The organism is Geovibrio sp. ADMFC3 (assembly GCF_054687035.1).
Genome location: NZ_BAAFZG010000002.1, coordinates 1,767,607 through 1,788,898 on the forward strand (window position 1 = coordinate 1,767,607; position 21,292 = coordinate 1,788,898).

Sequence of the window (21,292 nt, forward strand, 5' to 3'; positions counted from 1 at the left end):
AAGACAGGTAAAAATCAGAGATGCTGAACGAAAGGGAAGAATCGGTACTAAGGATAATCGTTGAAGAGTATATAAAGACCAGCGAACCTGTGGGCTCCCGCTATATCTCCAAGAGCGGACCCCTGCAGCTTAGTGCCGCATCCATACGCAACATAATGAGCGATCTTGAAGAGAAGGGTTATCTCACCCAGCCGCATACTTCCGCCGGGCGTGTCCCTTCCGACAACGGGTATCGCTATTATATAGACAAGCTGGTGGTTTTCGGCTCACCGGACAATGACATAATCTCCTCACTTCAGGAAGGCTGCCAAACCACCAGCGTCAACAGCTTTTTACAGCATTTCAGCCGTAAGATGGGCTCCCTCACTAATTCAGTGGGTTTTGTAGTGGCGCCCAAGCTGAATACTATGCACCTGAAGCATATAGAGTTCCTGCAGTTCAACCCATACACGATCCTTGCTGTTATTGTTACCAAATCCGGCATAGTGCATAACTTTATGCTGGAAATGGAGAAACCTGTTGATAAATCAGAACTCACAAGGGTGAGCAACTACCTTAACGACCATTTTTCAGACAAATCACTTGGCGAGATAAAATCTCATATCCTGAATGAGATGAAGGACAGGAAAGAACATCTCGACAGACTTTTTGAAAAAGCATACTCCCTCGGTGAGAGGGTTTTTGCCGTGGAAAATTTCGGGCATGAAATATATCTGGAAGGAACATCAAATGTTCTTGATATGCCGGAATTCAGAGATGTGCAGAAGATAAAAGAGATATACAGAATTTTTGAGGAAAAGCACTTTATTAATGAGATTGTTGAAAAGTGTATGACAGAAAGCGGAGTGCAGATCTTTGTGGGCTCTGAAATAGGGAAGGAGGAGATCAACGAGCTTGGTCTTGTATCCACAACCTACTCCAGAAGCGGCAATGTAGTGGGCAGTCTGGGGATAATCGGTCCTAAAAGAATGAGCTACCCCAAGGTTGTTTCCATTGTGGACTGTACATCTGAAATCATCACCAAAATGCTCAACAGACTTTCTGAATAAGTAAATAATGACAATGAGGATATAAATGAATTCGGACGAGAAAAAAACTTTGGATGAACAGGAAGCTGAATCCTGTACGGAGGAAACATCCGTTACGGAGAAAACTGAGCTTGAACTTCTGAAGGAAGAGAACGAAACCCTCAAAAAACAGGCTGAAGATGCAAAAAGTGATGCTCTCCGAGCCGTTGCAGATGCGGATAATTTCCGTAAGCGCATGGCAAAAGAGGCAGAGGAAAGAATCAAGTATGCCGGAACAAAGATACTGGAAAGCCTTCTCCCTGTTCTTGACAATCTGGAGATGGCACTCGCTCACACAGAGGAAAACAACCCTCTGAAACAGGGTATCGAGCTCACGCAGAAGCAGATGGTGGAAACACTTGCCAAAAACGGGCTTGAGAAAATTGAGCTGGAAATAGGCACAGAGTTTGACCCGGTTTTCCATGAGGCGCTGATGCTGGATAACACAGATGAATACGGCAACAACTGCGTAACTATGGTTCTTCAGAACGGCTACACCCTCAACGGAAGAGTGATACGCCCTGCCAAAGTCAAAGTAAATAAAAAGTAAAAGATATATCAGGAGGCATTTATGAGCAAAGTAATCGGTATAGACCTCGGTACGACAAACTCAGTCGTAGCCATTATGGAAGGCGGTCAGCCGAAAGTAATCGCCAACGCCGAAGGAATGAACACAACTCCCTCTGTTGTTGCGTTTACAGATTCAGACAGACTTGTGGGGCTGCTTGCTAAAAGACAGGCCATCACAAACCCCGAAAACACAGTTTTCAGCATTAAAAGACTTATCGGACGCAAGGTAGACGCTCCTCAGGTTGCAAAAGCAAAGGATGTTCTTCCTTACAAAATAGTTCCCTCAGACAATAATGACGCATGGGTTCAGGTGAAGGACAAAAAGTTTGCTCCGCCTGAAATCTCTGCGATGATACTTCAGAAACTTAAAAAAACAGCGGAAGACTATCTCGGCGAAACAGTTACGGATGCGGTAATCACAGTTCCCGCTTACTTTAACGATGCTCAGCGTCAGGCAACCAAGGATGCCGGCAAAATCGCAGGGCTTAACGTTCTCCGTATAATCAACGAACCCACGGCTGCTGCACTTGCCTACGGTCTTGATAAAAAACACGATGAAAAAATCGCTGTTTATGACCTTGGCGGCGGTACGTTTGATGTGTCTATCCTTGAACTCGGCGACGGTGTTTTCGAGGTTAAATCAACCAACGGCGATACATTCCTCGGCGGTGATGACTTCGATATGCGCATAGTTGAGTTCCTCATTGACCAGTTCAAAAAGGATAACGGCTTAGACCTTAAAAATGATAAAATGGCTCTCCAGAGGCTTAAAGAAGCCGCTGAAAAAGCTAAACACGAGCTTTCAAGCTCAACAGAAACAGAAATAAACCTTCCGTTCATCACAGCAGATCAGACAGGTCCCAAACACCTTGTGGTTAAGATGAACAGAAGCAAGCTTGAGTCTCTGGTTATGGATCTTGTGGACAACTCCCTTGAGCCCTGCCGCAAAGCCCTTGCAGATGCCGGTCTTAAGGCTTCTGAAATTGATGAGGTTATCCTCGTGGGCGGTATGACAAGGATGCCCCTTGTTCAGCAGAAGGTTAAGGCATTCTTCGGCAAAGAACCCCACAAAGGTATCAACCCCGATGAGGTTGTTGCAATAGGCGCAGCTATCCAGGGTGCGGTTCTTAAAGGCGATGTGAAGGATGTTCTTCTTCTTGATGTAACACCACTTTCACTCGGTATAGAAACCCTCGGCGGAGTGATGACAAAAATCATCCCCAGAAACACCACGATCCCCACAAGGAAAAGCCAGGTGTTCACAACCGCTGCTGATAACCAGACATCAGTTACCATCAGCGTATTTCAGGGTGAACGTGAAATGGCTGCGGATAACAAGTCCATCGGGCGTTTCGACCTCGTGGGCATTCCTTCAGCTCCCAGAGGGCTTCCGCAGATCGAAGTTACGTTTGACCTTGATGCAAACGGTATCCTCAATGTTGCAGCCAAGGATCAGGGAACAGGTAAAGAGCAGTCAATCAGAATCACTCCCAGCAGCGGTCTTTCAGATGATGAAATCGATCGTATGGTGAAAGATGCTGAACTCAATGCCGATGCTGATAAAAAGAAAAAAGATCTCGTAGAGATCCGCAATCAGGCAGACACACTTGTCTACAGCACTGAAAAATCCCTCGAAGAACACGGGGATAAGCTTGACGAAGAGACTAAAAAGAACATAGAATCCGCCAAGGAAGAACTCAAAGCGGTTCAGGGCGGAGAAGACATGGACGCTATCAAAGCGGCTGTGGAAAAGCTCACAGAAGCTTCTCACAAGCTTGCAGAGGTTATCTACAACTCTGCACAGCAGCAGAATGCTCAGAATGATGCCGGCGCTCAGCAGGCTGAAGAGCCTTCAGCTTCCGCCAAAGATGAAAACGTAGTGGACGCCGACTTTGAAGAAGTAAAAGAAGATAAAAAATAATATTATGTCAGGGGAGTCCGTGCGGACTCCCCTTAACTTCCTTCCTAAATAAAAGCCAATTTACGGGGATAAATAATTGAGCAGAGATTACTATGAGATTCTGGGCGTAAATAAAAACGCCACAGAAGCAGAAATCAAAAAAGCCTACCGCAAACTGGCGATGGAATACCATCCCGACCGCAATCCCGGCAATAAGGAAGCCGAAGACAAATTCAGAGAACTTTCAGAAGCATACGAAGTTTTGAGCGATCCGGAAAAGAGAGCGCAGTTTGATCAGTACGGACGTGTTTTCGATAATAACGGCTTTGGCGGCGGTTCCGGCGGATTCAGCGGAGCAGGTGCGGAGACAATATTTGAGGAGTTCTTTGGGGATGTGTTCGGTGATTTCTTCGGCTCTGCCGGAAGATCACGCAAAAAAAGCCGCCCTACCAGAGGCGGTGATATAAAAATCCGTCATGAAATAGAATTTGAGCAGGCCGTTTTCGGCTGTGATATAGAAGTAAGCGTACCCCGAATCGTGGAATGTACCCGCTGCGGCGGAACAGGAGCGGAAGACGGCGGTATCGAAACCTGCGCCACATGCAGGGGAACCGGAGTAATCCAGAACAGACAGGGGCTTTTCGCCATTACCACCACATGCTCATCATGCGGCGGAACAGGCAAGGTTATCAAAAATGTCTGCAAAGAGTGCAAAGGCGAGGGTGCAAAACGCATCCATAAAAAACTCAGTGTAAAAGTTCCCGCAGGTATAGAAGACGGTATGACAATCCGCATAGGCGGCGAAGGAAACCACGGACGCCACGGCGGGCCCGCAGGAGATCTTTACATTGCCGTATCAGTGAAGGAGCATAAATTCTTCCGCCGTGACGGCAGAGATATTTATCTGGAACTTCCTGTATCTGCTGTGGATGCAATGCTTGGAAAAACCCTTGAGATTCCCACCCTTGAGGGAAAAGAGGAAATAAAGATCAAGCCCGGCTCACAGCCCGGTGATGTCATAACCCTTAAAGGCAAAGGAATTGCGGATGTGCAGGGTTACGGCGTGGGCAACCAGCACATAGAGCTTAAAGTGATCATTCCCACCAAGCTCACTAAAAAACAGAAAGACCTGCTGGCAAAATTTGAGGCCGACTCCAACGACGACACCTACAAAACCGACAGGTCACTATTTGATAAAATAAAGGATTTCTTCGCATAGATATTGCAGTTTGGTTTTTTGGGAAGAGTTTGAGAAACTGTTTTTTTCCATTAAAAAAGGGTTTCTCATAATTTCTTTCTATTAGTCATGTACAGGTATTAAAAGGGAAACTTTTTGTAAAAAGCTTTCCCTAAATCCTTTCAAAAATTTTTAAACTGCTTCGCAAAGAATTAGCAGTGAGGTACTAAATATGTCCAAACTCAGTGCGGCAAGGCTCAAGGTAAAAAACGATCAGCTTGTGGATGAGTTCAATGCTTCGATCCATTTTGATAAGCGTCTGTACCGTCATGATATCCGGGGCAGTATTGCCCATGCTGAGATGCTTGCATCCTGCGGTATTCTGACAGCGGAAGAGGCGGAGACGATCAGTAAGGGTCTTCTCACCGTGCTTGGGGAGATTGAGGCGGGCAATTTCGTTTTCCGCACAGAGGATGAGGACATCCACATGGCGGTTGAGAAGCGCATGACGGAGATCGTAGGTGCTGTGGGCGGCAAGCTTCACACGGCACGCAGCAGGAACGATCAGGTCGCTGTGGATATACGTATGTATCTCCGTGAGGAGATTGAGGTTATTTCCGGTTATCTGGCGGAGCTTGTGAAGACTCTGACTGATAAAGCGGAGAAGCACATGGGCGTTCTTATGCCCGGCTATACTCATTTGCAGACTGCGCAGCCTATTCTTGTTTCTCACTGGCTCATGGCTTATGTGCAGATGTTCCGCCGTGATTACGGCAGAATGAAAGACAGCATGGAGAGAATGAATTTTTCTCCGCTGGGTTCAGGCGCTCTTGCCGGAACAACATTTCCTATAAACCGTGATATGACAGCGGAAAAGCTCGGCTTCGCAGCTCCGACTGAAAACAGCCTTGATTCTGTAAGCGACCGTGACTTTGCCCTTGAATTTCTTTCCGCATCAGCAATATGCCAGATGCACCTTTCCAGATTTTCGGAAGAGCTGATAATTTTCTCCACATCGGAGTTCGCATTCATAGACTTAAGCGATGACTTCTGCACAGGCAGCAGCATTATGCCCCAGAAGAAAAACCCTGACATGCCTGAGCTTATAAGGGGCAAAACTGGGCGTATATACGGTAATCTGATAAGCCTGCTCACCACCATGAAGGGGCTTCCTCTGGCATATAACAAAGATATGCAGGAGGACAAGGAGCCGCTCTTTGACTCTGTGGATACAATAAAGGCATCACTGCGTATCTTTATCCCGATGATAGAAAAGATGGGCATCAACGCCGAAAAGATGACAAAGGCGGCCAAGCTGGGCTTCTCCACAGCCACAGACCTTGCGGATTACCTTGTGCGTAAGGGCATGCCGTTCAGGGAGGCTCATCATGTTGTGGGCTCTGCGGTGGCATTTGCATTGGATAAAAGGATCGATATAAGCGAACTGACCATAGATGAGCTTAAATCCTTTTCCGAAAAGATAGATAATGATATATATTCATATATCACACCCGAAGCGTCTGTCGGCAGCAGAAAGGCGAAAGGCGGCACAGCGGGTGAATCCGTTAAAGCGCAGATAGATAGCGCAAGGAAGTTTCTGGATGAGGTTTTATAAATATCTCCTGACTTTTGCTGCCGTGGTGGCTCTGTTTACCGGCTGCGGCAAAAAGACCGACCCTGTCGTACTCACTGAAGCTGTTCCGGCTCCGGGTGAAAATCTGCGTATTTTCAACAATGATCAGGGCGTGGTTATCCGTAATGCGGATAAACGTTTTGCGGTGAAGGTGCAGAGGGCTGTTTTTGATCCTGAATGCGGCTGCCTTTCCGATTATGCTGACATAACAGAAATTCCACCTTCCACTGCATTTGTGGATGATAATGTCACTGCCGATGTGCGCTATGTTTACAGCATCACGGCGCTTCATCCTGTTTATAATAACAGATCCCAGCCTGTTAAAAAGGCTGTGATATATGCCCATCCGGTCAAGATAACCGATGTTCAGGTCAAAGAGCTTGCAGGCGACAGATATGCCTTTATCCTTAAAGCGGACAGACCCTATGAGCGTTTCGAGGTATTTATAGACGGCGGGCTTGAACTCCGCACATCAAGGGAAAACTTTGAGATAAATATGGACGGCAAGGAAAACCGCACCGTGACCCTGTATCCTTTTGACAGGTACGGCAATGCTGGTGAGGAAAAAATAGTTCGTCTCGCTGTGAGGCAGGCTGTTCCCAGAGCCCCGTTCGGTTTCAGGAGTGTTTACGGCAACGGAACTCTTACTCTTTCATGGGATGAGCCCGAAGGTGCATGGCTTTATAATGTTTATATGCTTAAAGACGGAGTCTATTCTTTTATCACAAAGGTTGACGTGCCTTTCTTCATGTATTCTGTAGGTCAGAACACCACCGACTGCGTAAGATTTGCAGTTTCTTCCGCCACTGACGGCAACGAATCCGAAAGAACAGAGTACGAGGCATGCTGGTAAGTTCGGCACTTATGCCTGAAGTATCCTCCGGCAGTGTTTTTCATGCTTGAAAAACGGACATGCGCTATATATAATTTGTGACTTTTTCCCCGCTGCATAAAGCGGGGCTTTGCAGAGAACAAAAGATTTTTCATACAGGTCGGTGTTTTTATGTTTACTATTCTTATTTCTGTCAGCGTTTCAGTTCTTCTTTCCATGGGTATGTATGCTCTCACCTATAATATCTGGTGGGCGCTTTCCGTGGCGGTTGTTGTCATTATTGCCACAAACTTCTTTATGGGAAGACATTTCCTGAACAAGCTCAAGGAGCTTTTCGGCAACGTGGAAAAGGATCTGAAGGCGGGCAGATACGAAAAGGCGATCGAACGCCTTAAAAGCGGATACAAGTTCTCAAACTGGCAGTTCTTTGTAAAAGAACAGATAAATGCCCAGATAGGTATAATCCTTTACTCCACAAAGAAATTTGAAGAGGCTCTTGGCTACCTTGAAAAGGGGTTTGACAAAAACTGGCTCTCCATGGTGATGCTTGCTGCTTCATACTACAGAGCTAAAGAGATGGATAAAGCGCTGAAAACTCTTGAAAAAGCAGTGAAAGGCTCTCCGAAGGAAGGCTTTGTCTACAGCTTTTACGCATGGATGCTCAGTGGAAACGGTGACGACACCAAGGCTATTGAGGTTCTCAACAAGGGTGTAAAAAAATGTCCGCTGGATGAAAAGCTTGAGGCTAATATGGAAGCACTGAAAAACGGCAAAAAAATCAAGATGGAGAGATACGGCAATGTATGGCTTCAGCTTCAGCTTGGCAAAATGCCCGAAGGTGCAAAACCTTATCAGCAGTTCCTTGCCAACCAGCGCATTAAGAGAAGGTAATAATTGAGAGATATTCAGAACGAAAAAGATGTCCGCAATATCAGCATTGACAAGGTGGGCATCAAAGGGATTGTTTATCCCGTTACCCTTGACGATAAAAAGAAGGGGCGCCAGCACACAAACGCCTCTATAAGCATGTATGTTCAGCTCCCGCAGGATTTTAAAGGCACCCATATGTCCCGTTTTGTGGAAATTCTCAATGACCACAGGGAGAATATGGGTATCTCCAGCGTATGGATAATACTGGAGGAGATGAAGAAGCGCCTAGGCTCCTCCGAATCGCACATTGAGCTTTTCTTTAAGTATTTCATAGAAAAAGAGGCTCCCGTCTCCGGATTGACCTCCATGATGGATTACACCTGCGAATATTATGCAACTCTCACAGATACAGAGAGGGATTTTGTCCTCTGCGTTAAAGTGCCGGTTATGACCCTTTGCCCCTGCTCCAAGGAGATAAGCGAATACGGCGCTCACAACCAGAGGAGCATAATTACCATCAAGGTGCGCTTTAAAAAGATGCTCTGGATAGAGGAGCTCGTGGACATAGCAGAATCTTCCGCATCTTCTCCTGTGTACCCTCTCCTTAAGCGTGAGGATGAGAAGTATGTCACCGAATATTCCTATCAGAATCCGGCTTTTGTGGAGGATGTTGTCCGCAACGCCGCAGAAAAACTCATGGCGGAAAGCAGGGTTATCTGGTTTGAAGTCTCAAGCGAGAACTATGAGAGCATCCATAACCATAGCGCTTACGCTGTTGTGGTTCGTGACAAGCGGGCTCTCTAGACAATTTATTCATTAACGGCTATAGTGAGTTCATGAAGCTGTTTTTAAGAATTCTCCTCGGCATTGCTGTTCTGATTACCGCTCTTCTCTTTGCTGACTCCATGAGAGAACAGCCATTTACCGGGCACTTTATCAGCGAATACCTGGTGCCGTTCAAAAACAGCCTGACTGTTTCCGGTGAAGCCGGAGAGGACAATATAACCTCTGCGGAGACACCGCCTCCCATTTCCGAAAATATCACTTCATCCCCTATACCCGAAACACCTGTGACTGAAGATAAACCCGAAACCGTTTCACCTCTGGCAGATGCTGTGAGGCGGGGTGATCTCGAAGCTGTTAACAGGTTTACGGCAAACGGCGGCGACATTAACGAGCCCGATGTTCTAGGCAATACTCCGCTGGTTTATGCAATTACCGGCGGCAGTATTGAAGCGGCAGAGCTTATGCTTATGCACGGGGCGGATCCTGATATAAAGGACTTTGAAGGGCGTACACCTACACATAAAGCGGCAAGGAGAAACAGAGAAGAGATAATCCGTCTGCTTCTGTCAAGAGGCGCAGATGTGAATGCTGCGGATAATCAGGGGATCACGCCGTTGATGCTTGCGGTTCAGTACGGTTTTCATGAAATTATTGTGGATCTCATAAAGAGCGGAGCGGATATTAACGCCGCCGATGCAAGCGGTTTTACCCCGCTGATGTATGCTGCCCAGTACGGCAATATTGACGGTGCGGCAGCCCTTATAGCCTCGCAGGCGGACACTATGAAGATGGATGATTACGGACGCAGCGCCCTTGAACTGGCGAAATCATACGGGCATGAGAACATAGCCAACCTGCTTGTCCGGAATATGCAGTAAACTTAAAGCCCCGCAAGCCCTTTCCATGTTTCAAACACAGCCATAAACCCAAGGACAACCTTCATTGCAGTTCCGATAAATCTGCCGGTGAATGTGGCTATGCCTCTCTTCAGGGCTGTTCTGTGGTCTGAGAATTTGAAGTATTCGTATATGTATGTTCCAAGAAAAGCTCCGAGGAATGTTCCGGGCACTGCCCCTATGCCGAGCATTATCCCTGCGCCGAATATTCCGCCTATGAGAGAACCTATGACGGATGCGAAGAAGCTGGCGTTTGATACTCCGTATTTTTTACCGACAAAATAAGACGCTGCAAGCTCAACAAGCTCACCGGCGGCAACGAGAATGAGGACGGAGTAAAAAACCTCCCAAGGCAGATGACCGGATGCAGCCCACAATAGAGGTATGAGAAGCGCTGCTATATTACCGGGCAGACCGAGAAGATTTATAAGAACAAATACCGTCTGCAATGTAACTGAAGCAAGTGCTATCATCTCCATTTCAGGGCTCACAGATCTATTTTCCTCACCACTGTCTCCCTCCGGAGATATATTGCCTCCACCCCGAAATTGTCACAGCAGAAGGCGGAGTATTTATCCAGCAGATCGTATGAGTTGTTTTCATGGCTCACATGGGCAAATATAACTTTTTTAAGCTTGTCACGGCTGAGAAACCCCACAGCATTTATGGCTTCCTTATTTGAAAGGTGTCCCTTGTGGGAGAGGATTCGCCGTTTAAGGTATTCGGGGTATGCACCCTCTGCCAGCAGCTTCTCCTCATAGTTCGATTCAAGGATAACCGATTCCGCCTCGCTCAAATGTTCGAGGATGTATGTTCCGGCAACGCCGAGATCCGTTGCCATGGCTATCTTTTTTTCGCCGAGGTCAAAGCGGAATGCAAAAGGCTCATGACCGTCATGGGTTATGGAAAAGGGTGTGACGGAGAAGCCATCAAGCTCGTATAAAAAATCAGGGTCAATTATCATGAAACGGCTGACATCAAAGCCTTTCCGCTCAAGTTCGCAGGCTGTCCCCTCACTGGTGTAAACTGTGGGGTTCAGCTTATTTAAAAAGGGTTTAAGCCCCTTGATGTGATCGTTATGTTCATGGGTAAGAAACAGGCTGATACGCTTGTTATTAAGCTCTGTTTCGCTTAAGGCATCGGCAACGTGTTTGTATGCGGCGCCTGCATCTATGAAAATGAGATTGTCCCCGTGTTCGATGCAGCAGCAGTTGCCCGATGAGCCCGAAGCAGCGACATTGAGAAAAGGCATCAGATAATTCCCTCATATTTTCTGGTGAACTGATAAGTTTCAAGAATGAGTATTACTATGAGGGAAGGAACTACAAACCAGATTTTGTCTCCCCCTGTGAGTATATATATCCAGAAGAAGACAATGAGCATTCTCATGAAGAAGCTTTCCGACGGCTTCTTTAATCCGCGCACTCCGAAGGTATTCATACCGAATGTTTCCCGTCCTGCGAAAAGGAGCATGTATGCTGCAAGTATCAGCAGAATAATGAAGCCCGTCTGTATATAGATATCTTCTGACGCAAGGAAATACAGCAGAAAAGGGTAGGCGGCGACAAACAGAAAGATTCCGGTTATTACAAGCAGAGGCTTTATGAGCGCAGTGGAGAAAAAACGGGATACCGGACGCCCGAATGATATTTCCTGCTCCACATAACCTCTTGAAAACAGGACAAAAACTGCCATGAAAACAGTGCTTGAGCCGTCAATATAGCCAAGGGAGAAGGAGAGAAGCAGCACCCAGAAGGGCAGGCGGGAGAAGATGAAGGAAAGTGCGAAAAGAGGGTTGCGCAAAGCGTAGACTGTGAGGCTCCGCATTATTTCTCCGACATTTTTTTAAGTCTGGCGAGGGCATTCAGCGCCTCCACAGGGGTCATATTATTTATATCCATACTTCTCAATTCGTCCAAAGCGGGGCTGTCCTCAAATATAAGCATAGGCTGGATTATTTTTTCCTGCCTCATTTTGCTTTGTGAAAGCTTCGGTGTTCCGTCCGTTCCGAATTCGTTTTTCTCAAGCTTTGAGAGAACTTCATACCCACGGTCTATCACATAGGGGGGCAATCCTGCAAGCTTTGCAACGTGTATTCCGTAACTTCTGTCCGCTGTGCCTCTTATGACACGGCGCATAAAGATAACCTCGTCATTCCACTCCCGCACTTCCGTAGTGAGGTTCACTGCACCCCGAATAGAGGATGGAATATCTGTAAGCTCGTGGTAGTGTGTGGCAAAAAGGGTCTTCGCCTTTACTTTTTCAAGTATGTATTCCGCAACTGACCATGCGATAGAGATACCGTCGAATGTGGATGTTCCGCGACCTATCTCATCGAGAATTATCAATGATTTATCTGTGGCATTGTGGAGAATGTTGGCGGTTTCGGTCATTTCCACCATGAAGGTTGACTCACCGCCGGCTAGGTTGTCGCTTGCGCCCACACGGGTGAATATTCTGTCCAGCAGGGGGATTTTTGCTTCCGCAGCAGGGACAAATGAGCCCACATGCGCCATGAGAGCCACAAGGGCAGTCATGCGGAGATATGTACTCTTGCCCGCCATGTTCGGTCCGGTTATTACCGCCATGCGGGAGTCGTCAGAGTTGAGAAAGAGGTCATTGGGAACGTAGTTATCAGTGATGTTCTTCTCCACCACGGGATGACGCCCTTCACGTATGTCCATCTCTTCAAACTGACCTATCTGCGGGCGTGTGTATCTGTTTTTCACCGCCGCTTCCGCCAGTGAGCAGAGGCAGTCTATCTCCGAAACTGTCTCGGCGGATGTGCGTATCATTTCGCTGTAGTTCGCCAGAGTGTCACGCACCTGAGTAAAGAGAGCATATTCCAGCTCTCCGAGGCGTTCTTCAGCGTAGACAAGCTTGGTCTCAAGCTCTTTAAGCTCCGGTATGGTGAAGCGTTCGGCATTAACCAGAGTCTGCTTGCGGTCATAGTAGTCCGGCACACGGTCAAGGTTGGACTTGGAAATTTCGATATAGTAACCGAAGACCTTGTTGTATTTAACTTTCAGCGTGCTGATTCCGGTTTTTTTCTTTTCTTCTGTTTCTATGCGGAGAAGGTGGGTACGGCTGTCTTTGCGGAGAGCCTTAAGCTCATCCACGTTTTTATCATACCCCTCACGGATTATGCCGCCTTCTTTTATGTTCAGAGGCGGGTCATCCACAAGAGCGGCGTCTATCACGCTGTATATGCCTTCAAGGGCGTTGAAGCCTTCCCCTGCTTCCGTAAGGTGCGGATTGCCGGAGGATGTGAGCATCTCTTTTATTTTAGGAAATGACACCACGGAGTTTTTAAGCCACACAAGGTCTCTGGGACTGCATCTTCCCGCAAGGAGACGGGCTGTGATGCGCTCCATATCATAAACGGTGGCGAGTGCCTCAAACATTTCACCACGCAGTTCGCTCTGAGTTGAGAGGTATTCCACAATTTCAAGACGGCGGAGTATGCCCTCTTTACTGCGAAGGGGGTATCTCAGCCAGTTTTTAAGGAGGCGGGCACCCATTGATGTTCGGCAGAAGTTCAGAACAGAGAACAGAGTGTTTCTCTCGCTTCCGTCCTGCGAGTTTTCAACAAGCTCAAGGGTTTTTACCGCTATGGAGTCAAGGTGAAGCCTGTTTTCAGGAGCCAGAGTCACCGGGTACTTCAGCTTAACGTCCAGCATGAGGTTTTTGGTGTATGTAAGAAGCAGGGCAATGGCTTTCAGATAGCCTTCGCCGTCTATGCCGAGGGATTTTTCACTGGCTGCTCCGTAATGTTCCAGAACTCTGCGCCTTGCGGATTCAGCGCTGAAGGATGTATCAATAACCGACACTGTGCGGCTTAAGCCCTCAACCTCTTTGTGGCTGATCACTTCTGCCGGTTTCCATCTGCCTGTTATGTCATTAAGATCCGAACCGCATTTCTCAAGGAATATTTCCCCGGTGGAAATATCCGCTATTGCGGCGAAGGTGCTGTCCTTATCCTGCCATATGACCGCCACAAAGTTATTGGAGGCGGAGTTAAGCCCCTCATCCTCAAGGATAGTTCCCGGTGTCACCACACGGACAACGCCTCTTTTCACTATCCCCTTGGCTGTGGCGGGGTCTTCAAGCTGTTCGCATATGGCGACATTCCTGCCCGCCTTGATAAGCTTCATAAGATAAGGCTGAAAGGAGTGGTAGGGGATTCCGCACATTGGGATTCCGTCTCCCCTGCTGGTGAGGGCTATGCCCATTATTCTGGATGCGACTTCTGCATCCTCATTAAACATTTCATAAAAATCGCCCATGCGGAAAAACAGTATTGTTTCAGGGTAGTTTTCCTTGATTTCGCCATACTGTTTCATCATGGGGGTAACTTTCTGGGGTGCGCTCAAATCTGTATCCTCTTTCTAAAAATAGCTGAGAGTTCCCAAAGAGCCGCAGTTGCTGCATATATCTGCGTACTGCGTATGCTCACAGGAACAGACGGAGCATTTGTGAAGGGGGCGGGCTTTGAAATATGTGTTCAAAAGCTCATTCCCGCTCATCTCCGCACATACGGCGGCAAGTACAGAAGGGAATCCTTTTGATGAGGTGAATATTGATATAAGGCTTTGCGCCTTGTCTGTTTCGCTTTTTCTCATATGGTAGCGCACTGCATAAACATAAAAGGGTGTGTTTGCGGAGCCAGAATTTATCTTTTTCATAATGAGCTTAAACAGCACATCAATTTCGGAATGTTCGTAGTAAAATTCTTCCAGAAGCTGCATATGCCCTGCGGACTTCGGCAGCTCGTATTTTATAATATCCTCAAGGACTGATAAACCTTTTGAGCGTTTTCCATCAAGGAACAGCAGGTTGGCGTGTTCCGCTCTTGCCTCAAAAAACAGCGGGTCGCATTTTTCCGCATAGGTAAGAAGCTTAACTGCATTGCCTCTGCTCTCTTTTGAATCCTTAGATGCTGCAAACCAGCACCTTGCGGCATTCTTAATATATTCGGGCTTAAGCTTTGCACATTTTTTATAAAGCTCCGCCGCTTCTTTTAAATGACCGGACTTCTCCATGGCAAAGGCACGGATGGGCAGAAGGGAGTTTTCCGCTCTCTCTGTTAAAAGAAGAACATTCTTATAGTCCTTCGCTTCGAGGCAGTCTTTGATAAGTTCTCTTACTGCGGTGTCCCGAACCTCCTTGGAGAGATCCTTTTTCTCAAGGATGCTTCGGTGAATACGTTCCGCTTTGGCAAGATCGCCTCTGTCTCTGAGCAGGCTTCCGGTGATAATGTAAGCATCCGATGCTTCAACATCCGAGGAAGCAAGAACTTTGAGGCTCTCAAAAGCCCCGTTCTTGTCGCCTTCTGCCATTTTTAAGAGTGCATTTGCACGTAAAGCCTGAAGATCCGGTTTCTTCATTATGCGTCCTTAGTTGTTTTCTCATTGAAGGGGAGACTGCGGAGTCTGGTTATTTCATCCTCGCTCAGCTTTACCTTCTTTTTAAGTTTTCTTATTTCACTGGTAAGCTTCATTCTGTCAAAGAAGTAAAGCAGTGAGGATAATACAAGCCCGATTACCATAGAAGCTATGATAACAAGGAAAAGCGGCATCTGTACCGCCGGAGAGTTGAAGAAGTAGGTCACTTCCACCTGCTGAACGTTCATTACCGCAAAAATTACCACTACCGCAACTATGAGCAGCTTGATTGTGTTGCTTATTATTTTCATTATTCCGCCTCTTTTCTGAAGCCCTCAAGCAGTGTTGCGTAAGTGGCTTCGATATGTTCGGATATTACCTTCATTTCCCCCACAACGGGCATGAAGTTTGTGTCCCCCACCCAGCGGGGAACTATGTGAAAATGCAGGTGGGCATCGATACCCGCTCCCGCCGCCTTGCCTATGTTAAAGCCTGTGTTGAACCCTGCGGGGTTCATTGCTTTTTTCAGCACCTTTATACTGAGCTGGGCAAGCTGCATTATCTCAAGCAGCTCATCGTCATCAAGTTCAAGGAAATTGCCTGTATGCTTGTAGGGAGCCACCATGAGATGACCGTTGTTGTATGGGAAAAGGTTCATAATTACAAACGCTTTTTTCCCTCTGTGGAGAATCAGGTTTGCTGCATCTTCATCCGCAGCGGGTTTATCACAGAAAATACAGCCTTCGGACTTTCCAAGACCGTTAATATATGCCATGCGCCAGGGCGCCCATAATCGTTCTTTTGTTTCGTCAGACACTTAAACTACCTCCACTGATTTGAAAACTTCGCCCAGAGACCGGTTAATCACTAAATCTGCCATTCCGTCATAGGGTGTGGGCATTTTGTTTATTATAACAACTTTTGCACCGGATGACTTCGCATATCCGGGCAGCATGGCAGCAGGCATCACCGAGAGGGATGAACCGGCCACTATGAAAAGGTCGCAGTTCATGGAATCTTTCACCGCATTGTCCATAACCGCCGGCGGCAGCATTTCACCGAAAAAAATAATATCCGGGCGCATTACTCCGCCGCAGGCAGGGCATTTAGGCGGGTTTTCGCCTTTGGACAGAATACGGAAAACTCTTGTGGTTGCCATCTGTTCATCACAGCGCATACAGCGGGAGGTCATCAGGGAGCCGTGAAGCTCATGGACGGTTTTTGAACCTGCTTTATGGTGAAGCCCGTCTATGTTCTGGGTGATAACGCTGAGGGTTTTTCCTTCTGCTTCTCTTTTCCCTATGAAGGCGTGAGCAGAATTTGGAAGTGCATTTCTGAAAACATCAAAAAGAGGCGCAAAAAAAGTATAAAACCTTTCAGGATTTGCGGTAAAAGAGTCAATGTTCAGGTAATCTTCGGACGCAAGGTTAGCCCACAGCCCTTTCTGCGGTGTGCGGTAATCAGGTATTCCGCTTTCAGTGCTTATACCCGCACCGGAAAAGAAGACCGTTCTCTCTGACCGGTCTAAAAGGTTTCTGAGATCAGCTATGCAGTCCATCTGTTTTTATATCAAATATCGGGATTGCTAGCAAATTATATGTTTAGATTCAGGCGTTCTTTTCTTTCTCCAGCTCGGATGCGCATCCGCATTCACTCACCACCGGGAAGCGCACACGGAAGGTTGTTCCTGCGCCTTCTGCTGATTCAAAAGAGATTGTTCCGCCGTAGTTTTCTATTAGCTGTTTAACTATGGTCAGCCCCAGCCCTGTTCCGTTGTGCTTGGTTGTGAAATATTCAGTGAAAAGATGCTGCTGCGCCTCGCGGGGGATTCCGCTGCCGTTGTCTATGAAGTCAAACTCCACAAAGTCTCCGTCAAGCTTTGCGGTAAGTGTCACTTTCCCGCCGGGTTTATTTTCCACAGCCTCAACAGCGTTGCGGAGAATGTTGATAAATATCTGTTCAATATGGACAGGTGTTGCCTTTATACAACCGAGGTTTTTATCTGTAATAGCTTCAAAGGGAACATCAGCCCATTTGAGGAGTGTACGCTCAACATAAAGTGCGATGCGCTCTATAAACTCGGCAACGTCAATGCATTCAAGCTTGTCGTTCCCCACACGGGAGAATTTCAGTGTCTGATCTATGATATCTCTTATCCGTTCGGCATCTTTGAGTATTTTATCGGTGTAGGCTTTGGTTTCAGGGTGTTTCATTGTCATGATGTCCGCATTGATCATAATGGAGTTCAGCGGGTTTTTTATTTCATGGCTTATGGATGCGGTGAGTGTTCCCATAGTCATGAGTCTGTCGTTATGGAGCATGTTTTTATGCATGGAGCTGATAGTGCTGAACGCCTTGCGGAGAGAGTAAACCATGTAGTTAAACAGAATGGACATACGCCCGAATTCATCATTTGAGGTAATCTGTGTTCTGATATCAAGGTTGTTGCCTGCAACAGCCTGCATACCGTTTTCAAGTATTCGCACAGGGCGGATTACCAGAATATATATAAGAAAGAAAAGGACTATGAACAAAAGAATATCTGCCGTGTAGAGGAAAAGGCGGACCTCAAACACTTCACGGCTGAGAAGCTCCTTAAGGCGTGAGAGGTCAATGTTTATATTCAGTGTGCCGATTACAGCACCTTCGGCGGGGTTGTGGCATGACTGGCATTTTTCCTCATTCATCAGAGGCTTGTTGAATGAGAGATATTTCTTTCCTGCGTATGTCAGCTCGGTGAAGCCTTCTTTATTATTGAAGTTGTGTTTAATGAGATCCAGATAGTCTTTGCTGTAATATTTGTTGAGATCCTGCAGTATGCACGAGACCTGCCCGTTGCTGTTCAGGATGTGTATCCCCAGGATGTTTGCATCTTTCTGAAGGTTTAGGATAAGTTCCTTGATTGCTCCTTTGTTTTCCATCATCATGTAGCTGTCAAGGGAGCTGTTGATAAGAAAAGGGATACTGGTTATGTAGTCACTGGCTATTGTTTTTGCCTTTTTTTCTATATTTGCGGCAAGCATGCTGCTCACTGTAAAGCTTACAAGGGAGAGCAGGGCAAAGAACAGCAAAGTGATTTTAAACTGCAATTTTATATAGGGTTTTTTCTGTGATTCCATGAAAAAAAGATTACACTTTTTCTTCGGTGTTTCCAATAGCAAAAACCTTGCAGTTAGGTCGTTAAAACTATAAAATAAAGCAAAAAAGGATTTTAAAATGGCTGAAATAGTTAGATTCGGAGTTTCCCTTGATAAAGATCTTCTCACTGAGTTCGATAGCAAAATAGCCGAAGAAGGATATGAAACCAGATCAAAAGCCGTTGGTGATCTGCTTAAAAAATATATTATCGAAAAAGATTTTGCTTCCGGCGGCAATGTGGCGGGAGCAATAACAATACTCTATGACCACCATAATAAAGATCTTCTGGCGTCCTTGCTGGATATTCAGCATGATTACCACGATGCTGTAATCTCTATTCAGCATATCCACCTTGATCACGATAACTGCCTTGAGATTCTGGCGGTGCGGGGCAACAGCAACTCGATCAAAAAGCTGTACACATCGCTCAAAACCATGAAGGGCATAAAACATACCAGCGTAAACATCACAGGAACAAAATAAATTCCCTTTCATATAGATATACAGCTCCATAGACGGGGAATTTTGGATTATGAAGTAAAGTGCTTGGGCTGAGAATTCCTATTGAGGACAGATTTCTGCTTATATGCTATACAGCTCCATGGATGGAGCTGCGCCGTGCGTAGCGAAGGATTGCTTTGCAATCCGCGAGCGTGTATCCGAAATTTCCATGGATGGGAAATTTTGGATTATGAAGTAAAGTGCGTGCGCCGTGCGTAGCGAAGGATTGCTTTGCAATCTGCGAGCGTGTATCCGAAATTTCCATGGATGGGAAATTTTGGATTATATAAATAAGAAAAGCCGCTGTTTAAACAAGCAGCGGCTTTTGCGTCAGGACTATCTTACTTTTATTTTAAAACTTCTTTGTTACCAGCTTAATTCCTTTTGCTGCAGATTCGCATGTCTCAGCAGTAATGGTTTCCTCTGCCTGCTGAAAGTGGAATTTCTGCACTGCAAATTCATCCCTGAAGGTAAAGTTCGCCTTTGCAGTGATTGTTCCGCTGTGATGTCTGGGGTTGACAAAAACGGTCTTCTCACCGGATTTCGGTTGCTCATATTTATACGCAGTCTCGTTAAACGAAGGCTCCGTTTTGATTACGAGGCAGCTGTCAAGAATGTTGAACTTAACTTCCGGATAACCGGATTTGCCTGCAAGCATAGTGTTGTAAATCTCCTCAGGGCAGGGCGGGATTTCTGCTTTGAAGATTTTCGCAAGCATGGAGGCAATCTCGGTATCTGATTTCTGCTCACCCGGAGTATCAACAACCTTGCGCACTCTGGCGAGGCGTCCGCCGATTTTCACGAATGAACCGTCAACCTCAAGGGCAGCCTTGGCAGGGAGGAATATGTTTGCCTTAGCTGACGTACCGTCATTGAAAAGGTCAACTGCCACAACTGTTTCAGCGGTGCGAAGAGCATTGTTCAGCCTCTCTGCGGTTTCGCCTGTGTATGTGTTGTTGAACCCCACAAGGAAGAGGTTTTTAATATTTTTCGCTTCCAGATCTTTTATAAGTTCATCAGCGGAATATCCGTTTGCAAAAAGCTCCTGTGCGTAAAGACCGTAAATGTTTGTTTTGTCATTTGCCACAAGAAAAGCGCTCATTTTATCCTTGCCGACAAAGTCAGCAAATGAGAGAACGGCTTCCGGCTGCGGGCATGATGAGGTATATTCATTGCCCACTATGAAAGCTATTTTTTTGGCGTCTTTAATATATTCTCTCACATCTGCGAAGGTTTCAGCGTTGTCTGTTTTGATTTTTTCAAAAATACCGCCGAAGTCGCCGCCGTCAGCAAGGAATGATTTGTTGGTGAACACATCATACTCATATCTTTTCAGCCCGACTGTAATAAGTTTGCAGTCGTTATGGATCACGGCGTTCATCATTCTCCATTTGAGACCCACAGCCTCATGACGGAGATCCGCACCTACAACGAAGATAAGATCGGCTTTTTTAAGGTCGTCTGCTCTGCGAATGTTGGCGAATGTGCCGAATTTTTCCTTATATTTTTTCATGAAAGCAGGTTTGGTGAAGTCCGCCTCGGTTACTATCTTTTTGGAGCCGACAGCACCCATAAGGGCTTTGTAAGCTGCTATTGCCTCATTAGTAAGGCGTGAGCCCATGAGCATGGCTGTGTTTTCCGGTTTGCATCCGGCCAGCCTGTCTTTAAGCACAGAGATTACCTCTTCCCATGTTTTAGGAGAGAAGTCTCCGCCTGATTTCACGAGGGGGGTCTTAATTCTTGAAGGGTTTTCTATGTAGTTAAAGCCGAAACGGCTCTGGCTTGAAATCTGGAAACCTTCAACAGACTTGCCTCTTTCGATTTTGCCGTCAAGCACGCCGTAAACCACATCGCCTTCACTGGCAGAGAAGGGGGAGGCGGTTGTTGTTTCATCAAGATCCCACACCCTTGCCTGATTGTGGAACTGGGTGTCAAGGAGGGCTCCCACCGGACAGCGGTCAATACATGTTCCGCAGAAGTCGCAGTTCAGAGTTTCCCCTTTAGCCGGAGTTACATGGTTATAAAAGCCTCTGTCCTCCATTTTGAGTGCGCTGCATCCGGTCATTTCATGGCAGGATTTTATGCACCTTTCGCAGAGAACGCAGAGGTTTGAGTTATAAACTATCTTGTTCCAGTATGCCTTGGGATCCTGCGGTTTTTCTGAAGAAACCTTCTCTGACATCATGCCGAATTCATAGGCTGTGTCCTGAAGCATACATTCGCCCGCCTTGTCGCACACGGGGCAGTCAAGGGGGTGTTTTATCAGGATGAAGTCAAGCATCTGCTTTCTGTGAGTCCAGATATATTCGTTATCTGTCTCGACCTTCATTCCGTCCATGGCGTAGGTTACACATGCCGCCTGAAGCCTTTTGGCTCCGTCCACCTGAACAAGGCAGAGTCTGCATGCGCCGATGGGTGTTATCTCTTTAAGGTAGCACAGCGTGGGAATATGCACTCCGTTCCTGTTTGCCACATCAAGTATTGATTCACCTTTTTCAAAGCTGTATGTATTTCCGTTTAAGATTATTTCTGCCATCG

The 21,292-nt window shown here is 46.6% G+C and carries 20 protein-coding genes; 10 read left to right on the forward strand and 10 right to left on the reverse strand.

Translation table 11 applies throughout. The features are described from left to right. Positions 1 to 20: 20 nt before the first annotated feature. The 9 genes from hrcA to ACYRYY_RS08840 all read left to right on the forward strand — a co-directional run bounded on the left by hrcA (position 21) and on the right by ACYRYY_RS08840 (position 9,713). Entirely contained in the window at positions 21 to 1,049 is a 1,029-nt protein-coding gene (gene hrcA / locus ACYRYY_RS08800) for a heat-inducible transcriptional repressor HrcA (RefSeq protein ID WP_460215232.1), read from the forward strand. A gap of 25 nt (positions 1,050 to 1,074) precedes the next feature. Beyond that, positions 1,075 to 1,617: a nucleotide exchange factor GrpE gene (grpE, locus tag ACYRYY_RS08805; protein WP_460215233.1), complete on the forward strand. Its 543-nt coding sequence runs from the start codon at positions 1,075 to 1,077 to the stop codon at positions 1,615 to 1,617. 21 nt (positions 1,618 to 1,638) lie between these two features. Then, positions 1,639 to 3,558: a molecular chaperone DnaK gene (gene dnaK / locus ACYRYY_RS08810; RefSeq protein WP_460215234.1), complete on the forward strand. Its 1,920-nt coding sequence runs from the start codon at positions 1,639 to 1,641 to the stop codon at positions 3,556 to 3,558. 76 nt (positions 3,559 to 3,634) lie between these two features. Beyond that, entirely contained in the window at positions 3,635 to 4,756 is a 1,122-nt protein-coding gene (dnaJ, locus tag ACYRYY_RS08815) for a molecular chaperone DnaJ (protein ID WP_460215235.1), read from the forward strand. Between the two features lie 190 nt (positions 4,757 to 4,946). Further along, positions 4,947 to 6,329, forward strand: coding sequence for an argininosuccinate lyase (argH, locus tag ACYRYY_RS08820; protein WP_460215236.1), 1,383 nt, complete (start codon positions 4,947 to 4,949; stop codon positions 6,327 to 6,329). Next, complete coding sequence (locus tag ACYRYY_RS08825) at positions 6,316 to 7,200, forward strand: hypothetical protein (RefSeq protein WP_460215237.1); 885 nt, start codon at positions 6,316 to 6,318, stop codon at positions 7,198 to 7,200. The genes argH and ACYRYY_RS08825 overlap by 14 nt, the downstream gene beginning before the upstream one ends. 150 nt (positions 7,201 to 7,350) lie before the next feature. Next, positions 7,351 to 8,070, forward strand: a complete 720-nt coding sequence (locus ACYRYY_RS08830; RefSeq protein ID WP_460215238.1) for a tetratricopeptide repeat protein — start codon at positions 7,351 to 7,353, stop codon at positions 8,068 to 8,070. A 3-nt stretch (positions 8,071 to 8,073) separates the two neighbouring features. Then, positions 8,074 to 8,853: a GTP cyclohydrolase FolE2 gene (gene folE2 / locus ACYRYY_RS08835; RefSeq protein ID WP_460215239.1), complete on the forward strand. Its 780-nt coding sequence runs from the start codon at positions 8,074 to 8,076 to the stop codon at positions 8,851 to 8,853. A gap of 32 nt (positions 8,854 to 8,885) precedes the next feature. Then, a complete protein-coding gene (locus ACYRYY_RS08840) occupies positions 8,886 to 9,713 on the forward strand; it encodes an ankyrin repeat domain-containing protein (RefSeq protein ID WP_460215240.1) in 828 nt (275 codons plus the stop codon). A 2-nt stretch (positions 9,714 to 9,715) separates the two neighbouring features. Here the strand turns inward: ACYRYY_RS08840 and ACYRYY_RS08845 are convergent, their stop codons facing one another. Genes ACYRYY_RS08845 through ACYRYY_RS08885 form a run of 9 tightly spaced genes read right to left on the reverse strand, consistent with a single transcriptional unit; the run spans position 9,716 to position 18,234 of the window. Continuing rightward, a complete protein-coding gene (locus ACYRYY_RS08845) occupies positions 9,716 to 10,210 on the reverse strand; it encodes a DUF456 domain-containing protein (RefSeq protein WP_460215241.1) in 495 nt (164 codons plus the stop codon). A gap of 8 nt (positions 10,211 to 10,218) precedes the next feature. Next, a complete protein-coding gene (locus ACYRYY_RS08850; protein ID WP_460215242.1) occupies positions 10,219 to 10,983 on the reverse strand; it encodes an MBL fold metallo-hydrolase in 765 nt (254 codons plus the stop codon). Next, entirely contained in the window at positions 10,983 to 11,558 is a 576-nt protein-coding gene (locus ACYRYY_RS08855; protein WP_460215243.1) for a hypothetical protein, read from the reverse strand. Before ACYRYY_RS08855 ends, ACYRYY_RS08850 begins: the two co-directional genes overlap by 1 nt. After that, positions 11,558 to 14,104, reverse strand: a complete 2,547-nt coding sequence (gene mutS / locus ACYRYY_RS08860; protein ID WP_460215244.1) for a DNA mismatch repair protein MutS — start codon at positions 14,102 to 14,104, stop codon at positions 11,558 to 11,560. Before mutS ends, ACYRYY_RS08855 begins: the two co-directional genes overlap by 1 nt. Before the next feature lie 15 nt (positions 14,105 to 14,119). After that, positions 14,120 to 15,118: a tetratricopeptide repeat protein gene (locus tag ACYRYY_RS08865; protein ID WP_460215245.1), complete on the reverse strand. Its 999-nt coding sequence runs from the start codon at positions 15,116 to 15,118 to the stop codon at positions 14,120 to 14,122. Further along, entirely contained in the window at positions 15,118 to 15,426 is a 309-nt protein-coding gene (locus ACYRYY_RS08870) for a LapA family protein (protein ID WP_460215246.1), read from the reverse strand. The genes ACYRYY_RS08865 and ACYRYY_RS08870 overlap by 1 nt, the downstream gene beginning before the upstream one ends. Next, positions 15,426 to 15,890 carry an HIT family protein gene (locus ACYRYY_RS08875; protein WP_460216476.1) on the reverse strand — a complete coding sequence of 155 codons (465 nt, stop codon included), beginning with the start codon at positions 15,888 to 15,890 and terminating at the stop codon, positions 15,426 to 15,428. Before ACYRYY_RS08875 ends, ACYRYY_RS08870 begins: the two co-directional genes overlap by 1 nt. A gap of 42 nt (positions 15,891 to 15,932) precedes the next feature. Further along, a complete protein-coding gene (locus ACYRYY_RS08880; protein WP_460215247.1) occupies positions 15,933 to 16,673 on the reverse strand; it encodes an SIR2 family NAD-dependent protein deacylase in 741 nt (246 codons plus the stop codon). Positions 16,674 to 16,722: 49 nt separating this feature from the next. Further along, positions 16,723 to 18,234, reverse strand: coding sequence for a sensor histidine kinase (locus ACYRYY_RS08885; RefSeq protein WP_460215248.1), 1,512 nt, complete (start codon positions 18,232 to 18,234; stop codon positions 16,723 to 16,725). 97 nt (positions 18,235 to 18,331) lie between these two features. Here ACYRYY_RS08885 and nikR point away from each other — a divergent pair, with 97 nt between their 5' ends. Next, positions 18,332 to 18,736: a nickel-responsive transcriptional regulator NikR gene (nikR, locus tag ACYRYY_RS08890; protein WP_460215249.1), complete on the forward strand. Its 405-nt coding sequence runs from the start codon at positions 18,332 to 18,334 to the stop codon at positions 18,734 to 18,736. 370 nt (positions 18,737 to 19,106) lie between these two features. On the opposite strand, the gene ACYRYY_RS08895 is transcribed toward nikR, so the two are convergent. Continuing rightward, complete coding sequence (locus ACYRYY_RS08895) at positions 19,107 to 21,290, reverse strand: molybdopterin-dependent oxidoreductase (protein WP_460215250.1); 2,184 nt, start codon at positions 21,288 to 21,290, stop codon at positions 19,107 to 19,109. Between the last annotated feature and the right edge of the window lie 2 nt (positions 21,291 to 21,292).

What these genes read in the sequence shown, in the direction of transcription:
- ACYRYY_RS08850 (WP_460215242.1), bottom strand. Translation starts at nt 10,983, where the DNA reads ATGCCTTTTCTCAATGTCGCTGCTTCGGGCTCATCGGGCAACTGCTGC.
- ACYRYY_RS08880 (WP_460215247.1), bottom strand. Translation starts at nt 16,673, where the DNA reads ATGGACTGCATAGCTGATCTCAGAAACCTTTTAGACCGGTCAGAGAGA.
- ACYRYY_RS08845 (WP_460215241.1), bottom strand. Translation starts at nt 10,210, where the DNA reads ATGGAGATGATAGCACTTGCTTCAGTTACATTGCAGACGGTATTTGTT.
- ACYRYY_RS08825 (WP_460215237.1), top strand. Translation starts at nt 6,316, where the DNA reads ATGAGGTTTTATAAATATCTCCTGACTTTTGCTGCCGTGGTGGCTCTG.
- ACYRYY_RS08895 (WP_460215250.1), bottom strand. Translation starts at nt 21,290, where the DNA reads ATGGCAGAAATAATCTTAAACGGAAATACATACAGCTTTGAAAAAGGT.
- grpE (WP_460215233.1), top strand. Translation starts at nt 1,075, where the DNA reads ATGAATTCGGACGAGAAAAAAACTTTGGATGAACAGGAAGCTGAATCC.
- dnaK (WP_460215234.1), top strand. Translation starts at nt 1,639, where the DNA reads ATGAGCAAAGTAATCGGTATAGACCTCGGTACGACAAACTCAGTCGTA.
- ACYRYY_RS08855 (WP_460215243.1), bottom strand. Translation starts at nt 11,558, where the DNA reads ATGCGGAGCCTCACAGTCTACGCTTTGCGCAACCCTCTTTTCGCACTT.
- ACYRYY_RS08885 (WP_460215248.1), bottom strand. Translation starts at nt 18,234, where the DNA reads ATGGAATCACAGAAAAAACCCTATATAAAATTGCAGTTTAAAATCACT.
- ACYRYY_RS08865 (WP_460215245.1), bottom strand. Translation starts at nt 15,118, where the DNA reads ATGAAGAAACCGGATCTTCAGGCTTTACGTGCAAATGCACTCTTAAAA.
- nikR (WP_460215249.1), top strand. Translation starts at nt 18,332, where the DNA reads ATGGCTGAAATAGTTAGATTCGGAGTTTCCCTTGATAAAGATCTTCTC.
- ACYRYY_RS08840 (WP_460215240.1), top strand. Translation starts at nt 8,886, where the DNA reads ATGAAGCTGTTTTTAAGAATTCTCCTCGGCATTGCTGTTCTGATTACC.
- ACYRYY_RS08870 (WP_460215246.1), bottom strand. Translation starts at nt 15,426, where the DNA reads ATGAAAATAATAAGCAACACAATCAAGCTGCTCATAGTTGCGGTAGTG.
- ACYRYY_RS08875 (WP_460216476.1), bottom strand. Translation starts at nt 15,890, where the DNA reads ATGGCATATATTAACGGTCTTGGAAAGTCCGAAGGCTGTATTTTCTGT.
- ACYRYY_RS08830 (WP_460215238.1), top strand. Translation starts at nt 7,351, where the DNA reads ATGTTTACTATTCTTATTTCTGTCAGCGTTTCAGTTCTTCTTTCCATG.
- argH (WP_460215236.1), top strand. Translation starts at nt 4,947, where the DNA reads ATGTCCAAACTCAGTGCGGCAAGGCTCAAGGTAAAAAACGATCAGCTT.
- hrcA (WP_460215232.1), top strand. Translation starts at nt 21, where the DNA reads ATGCTGAACGAAAGGGAAGAATCGGTACTAAGGATAATCGTTGAAGAG.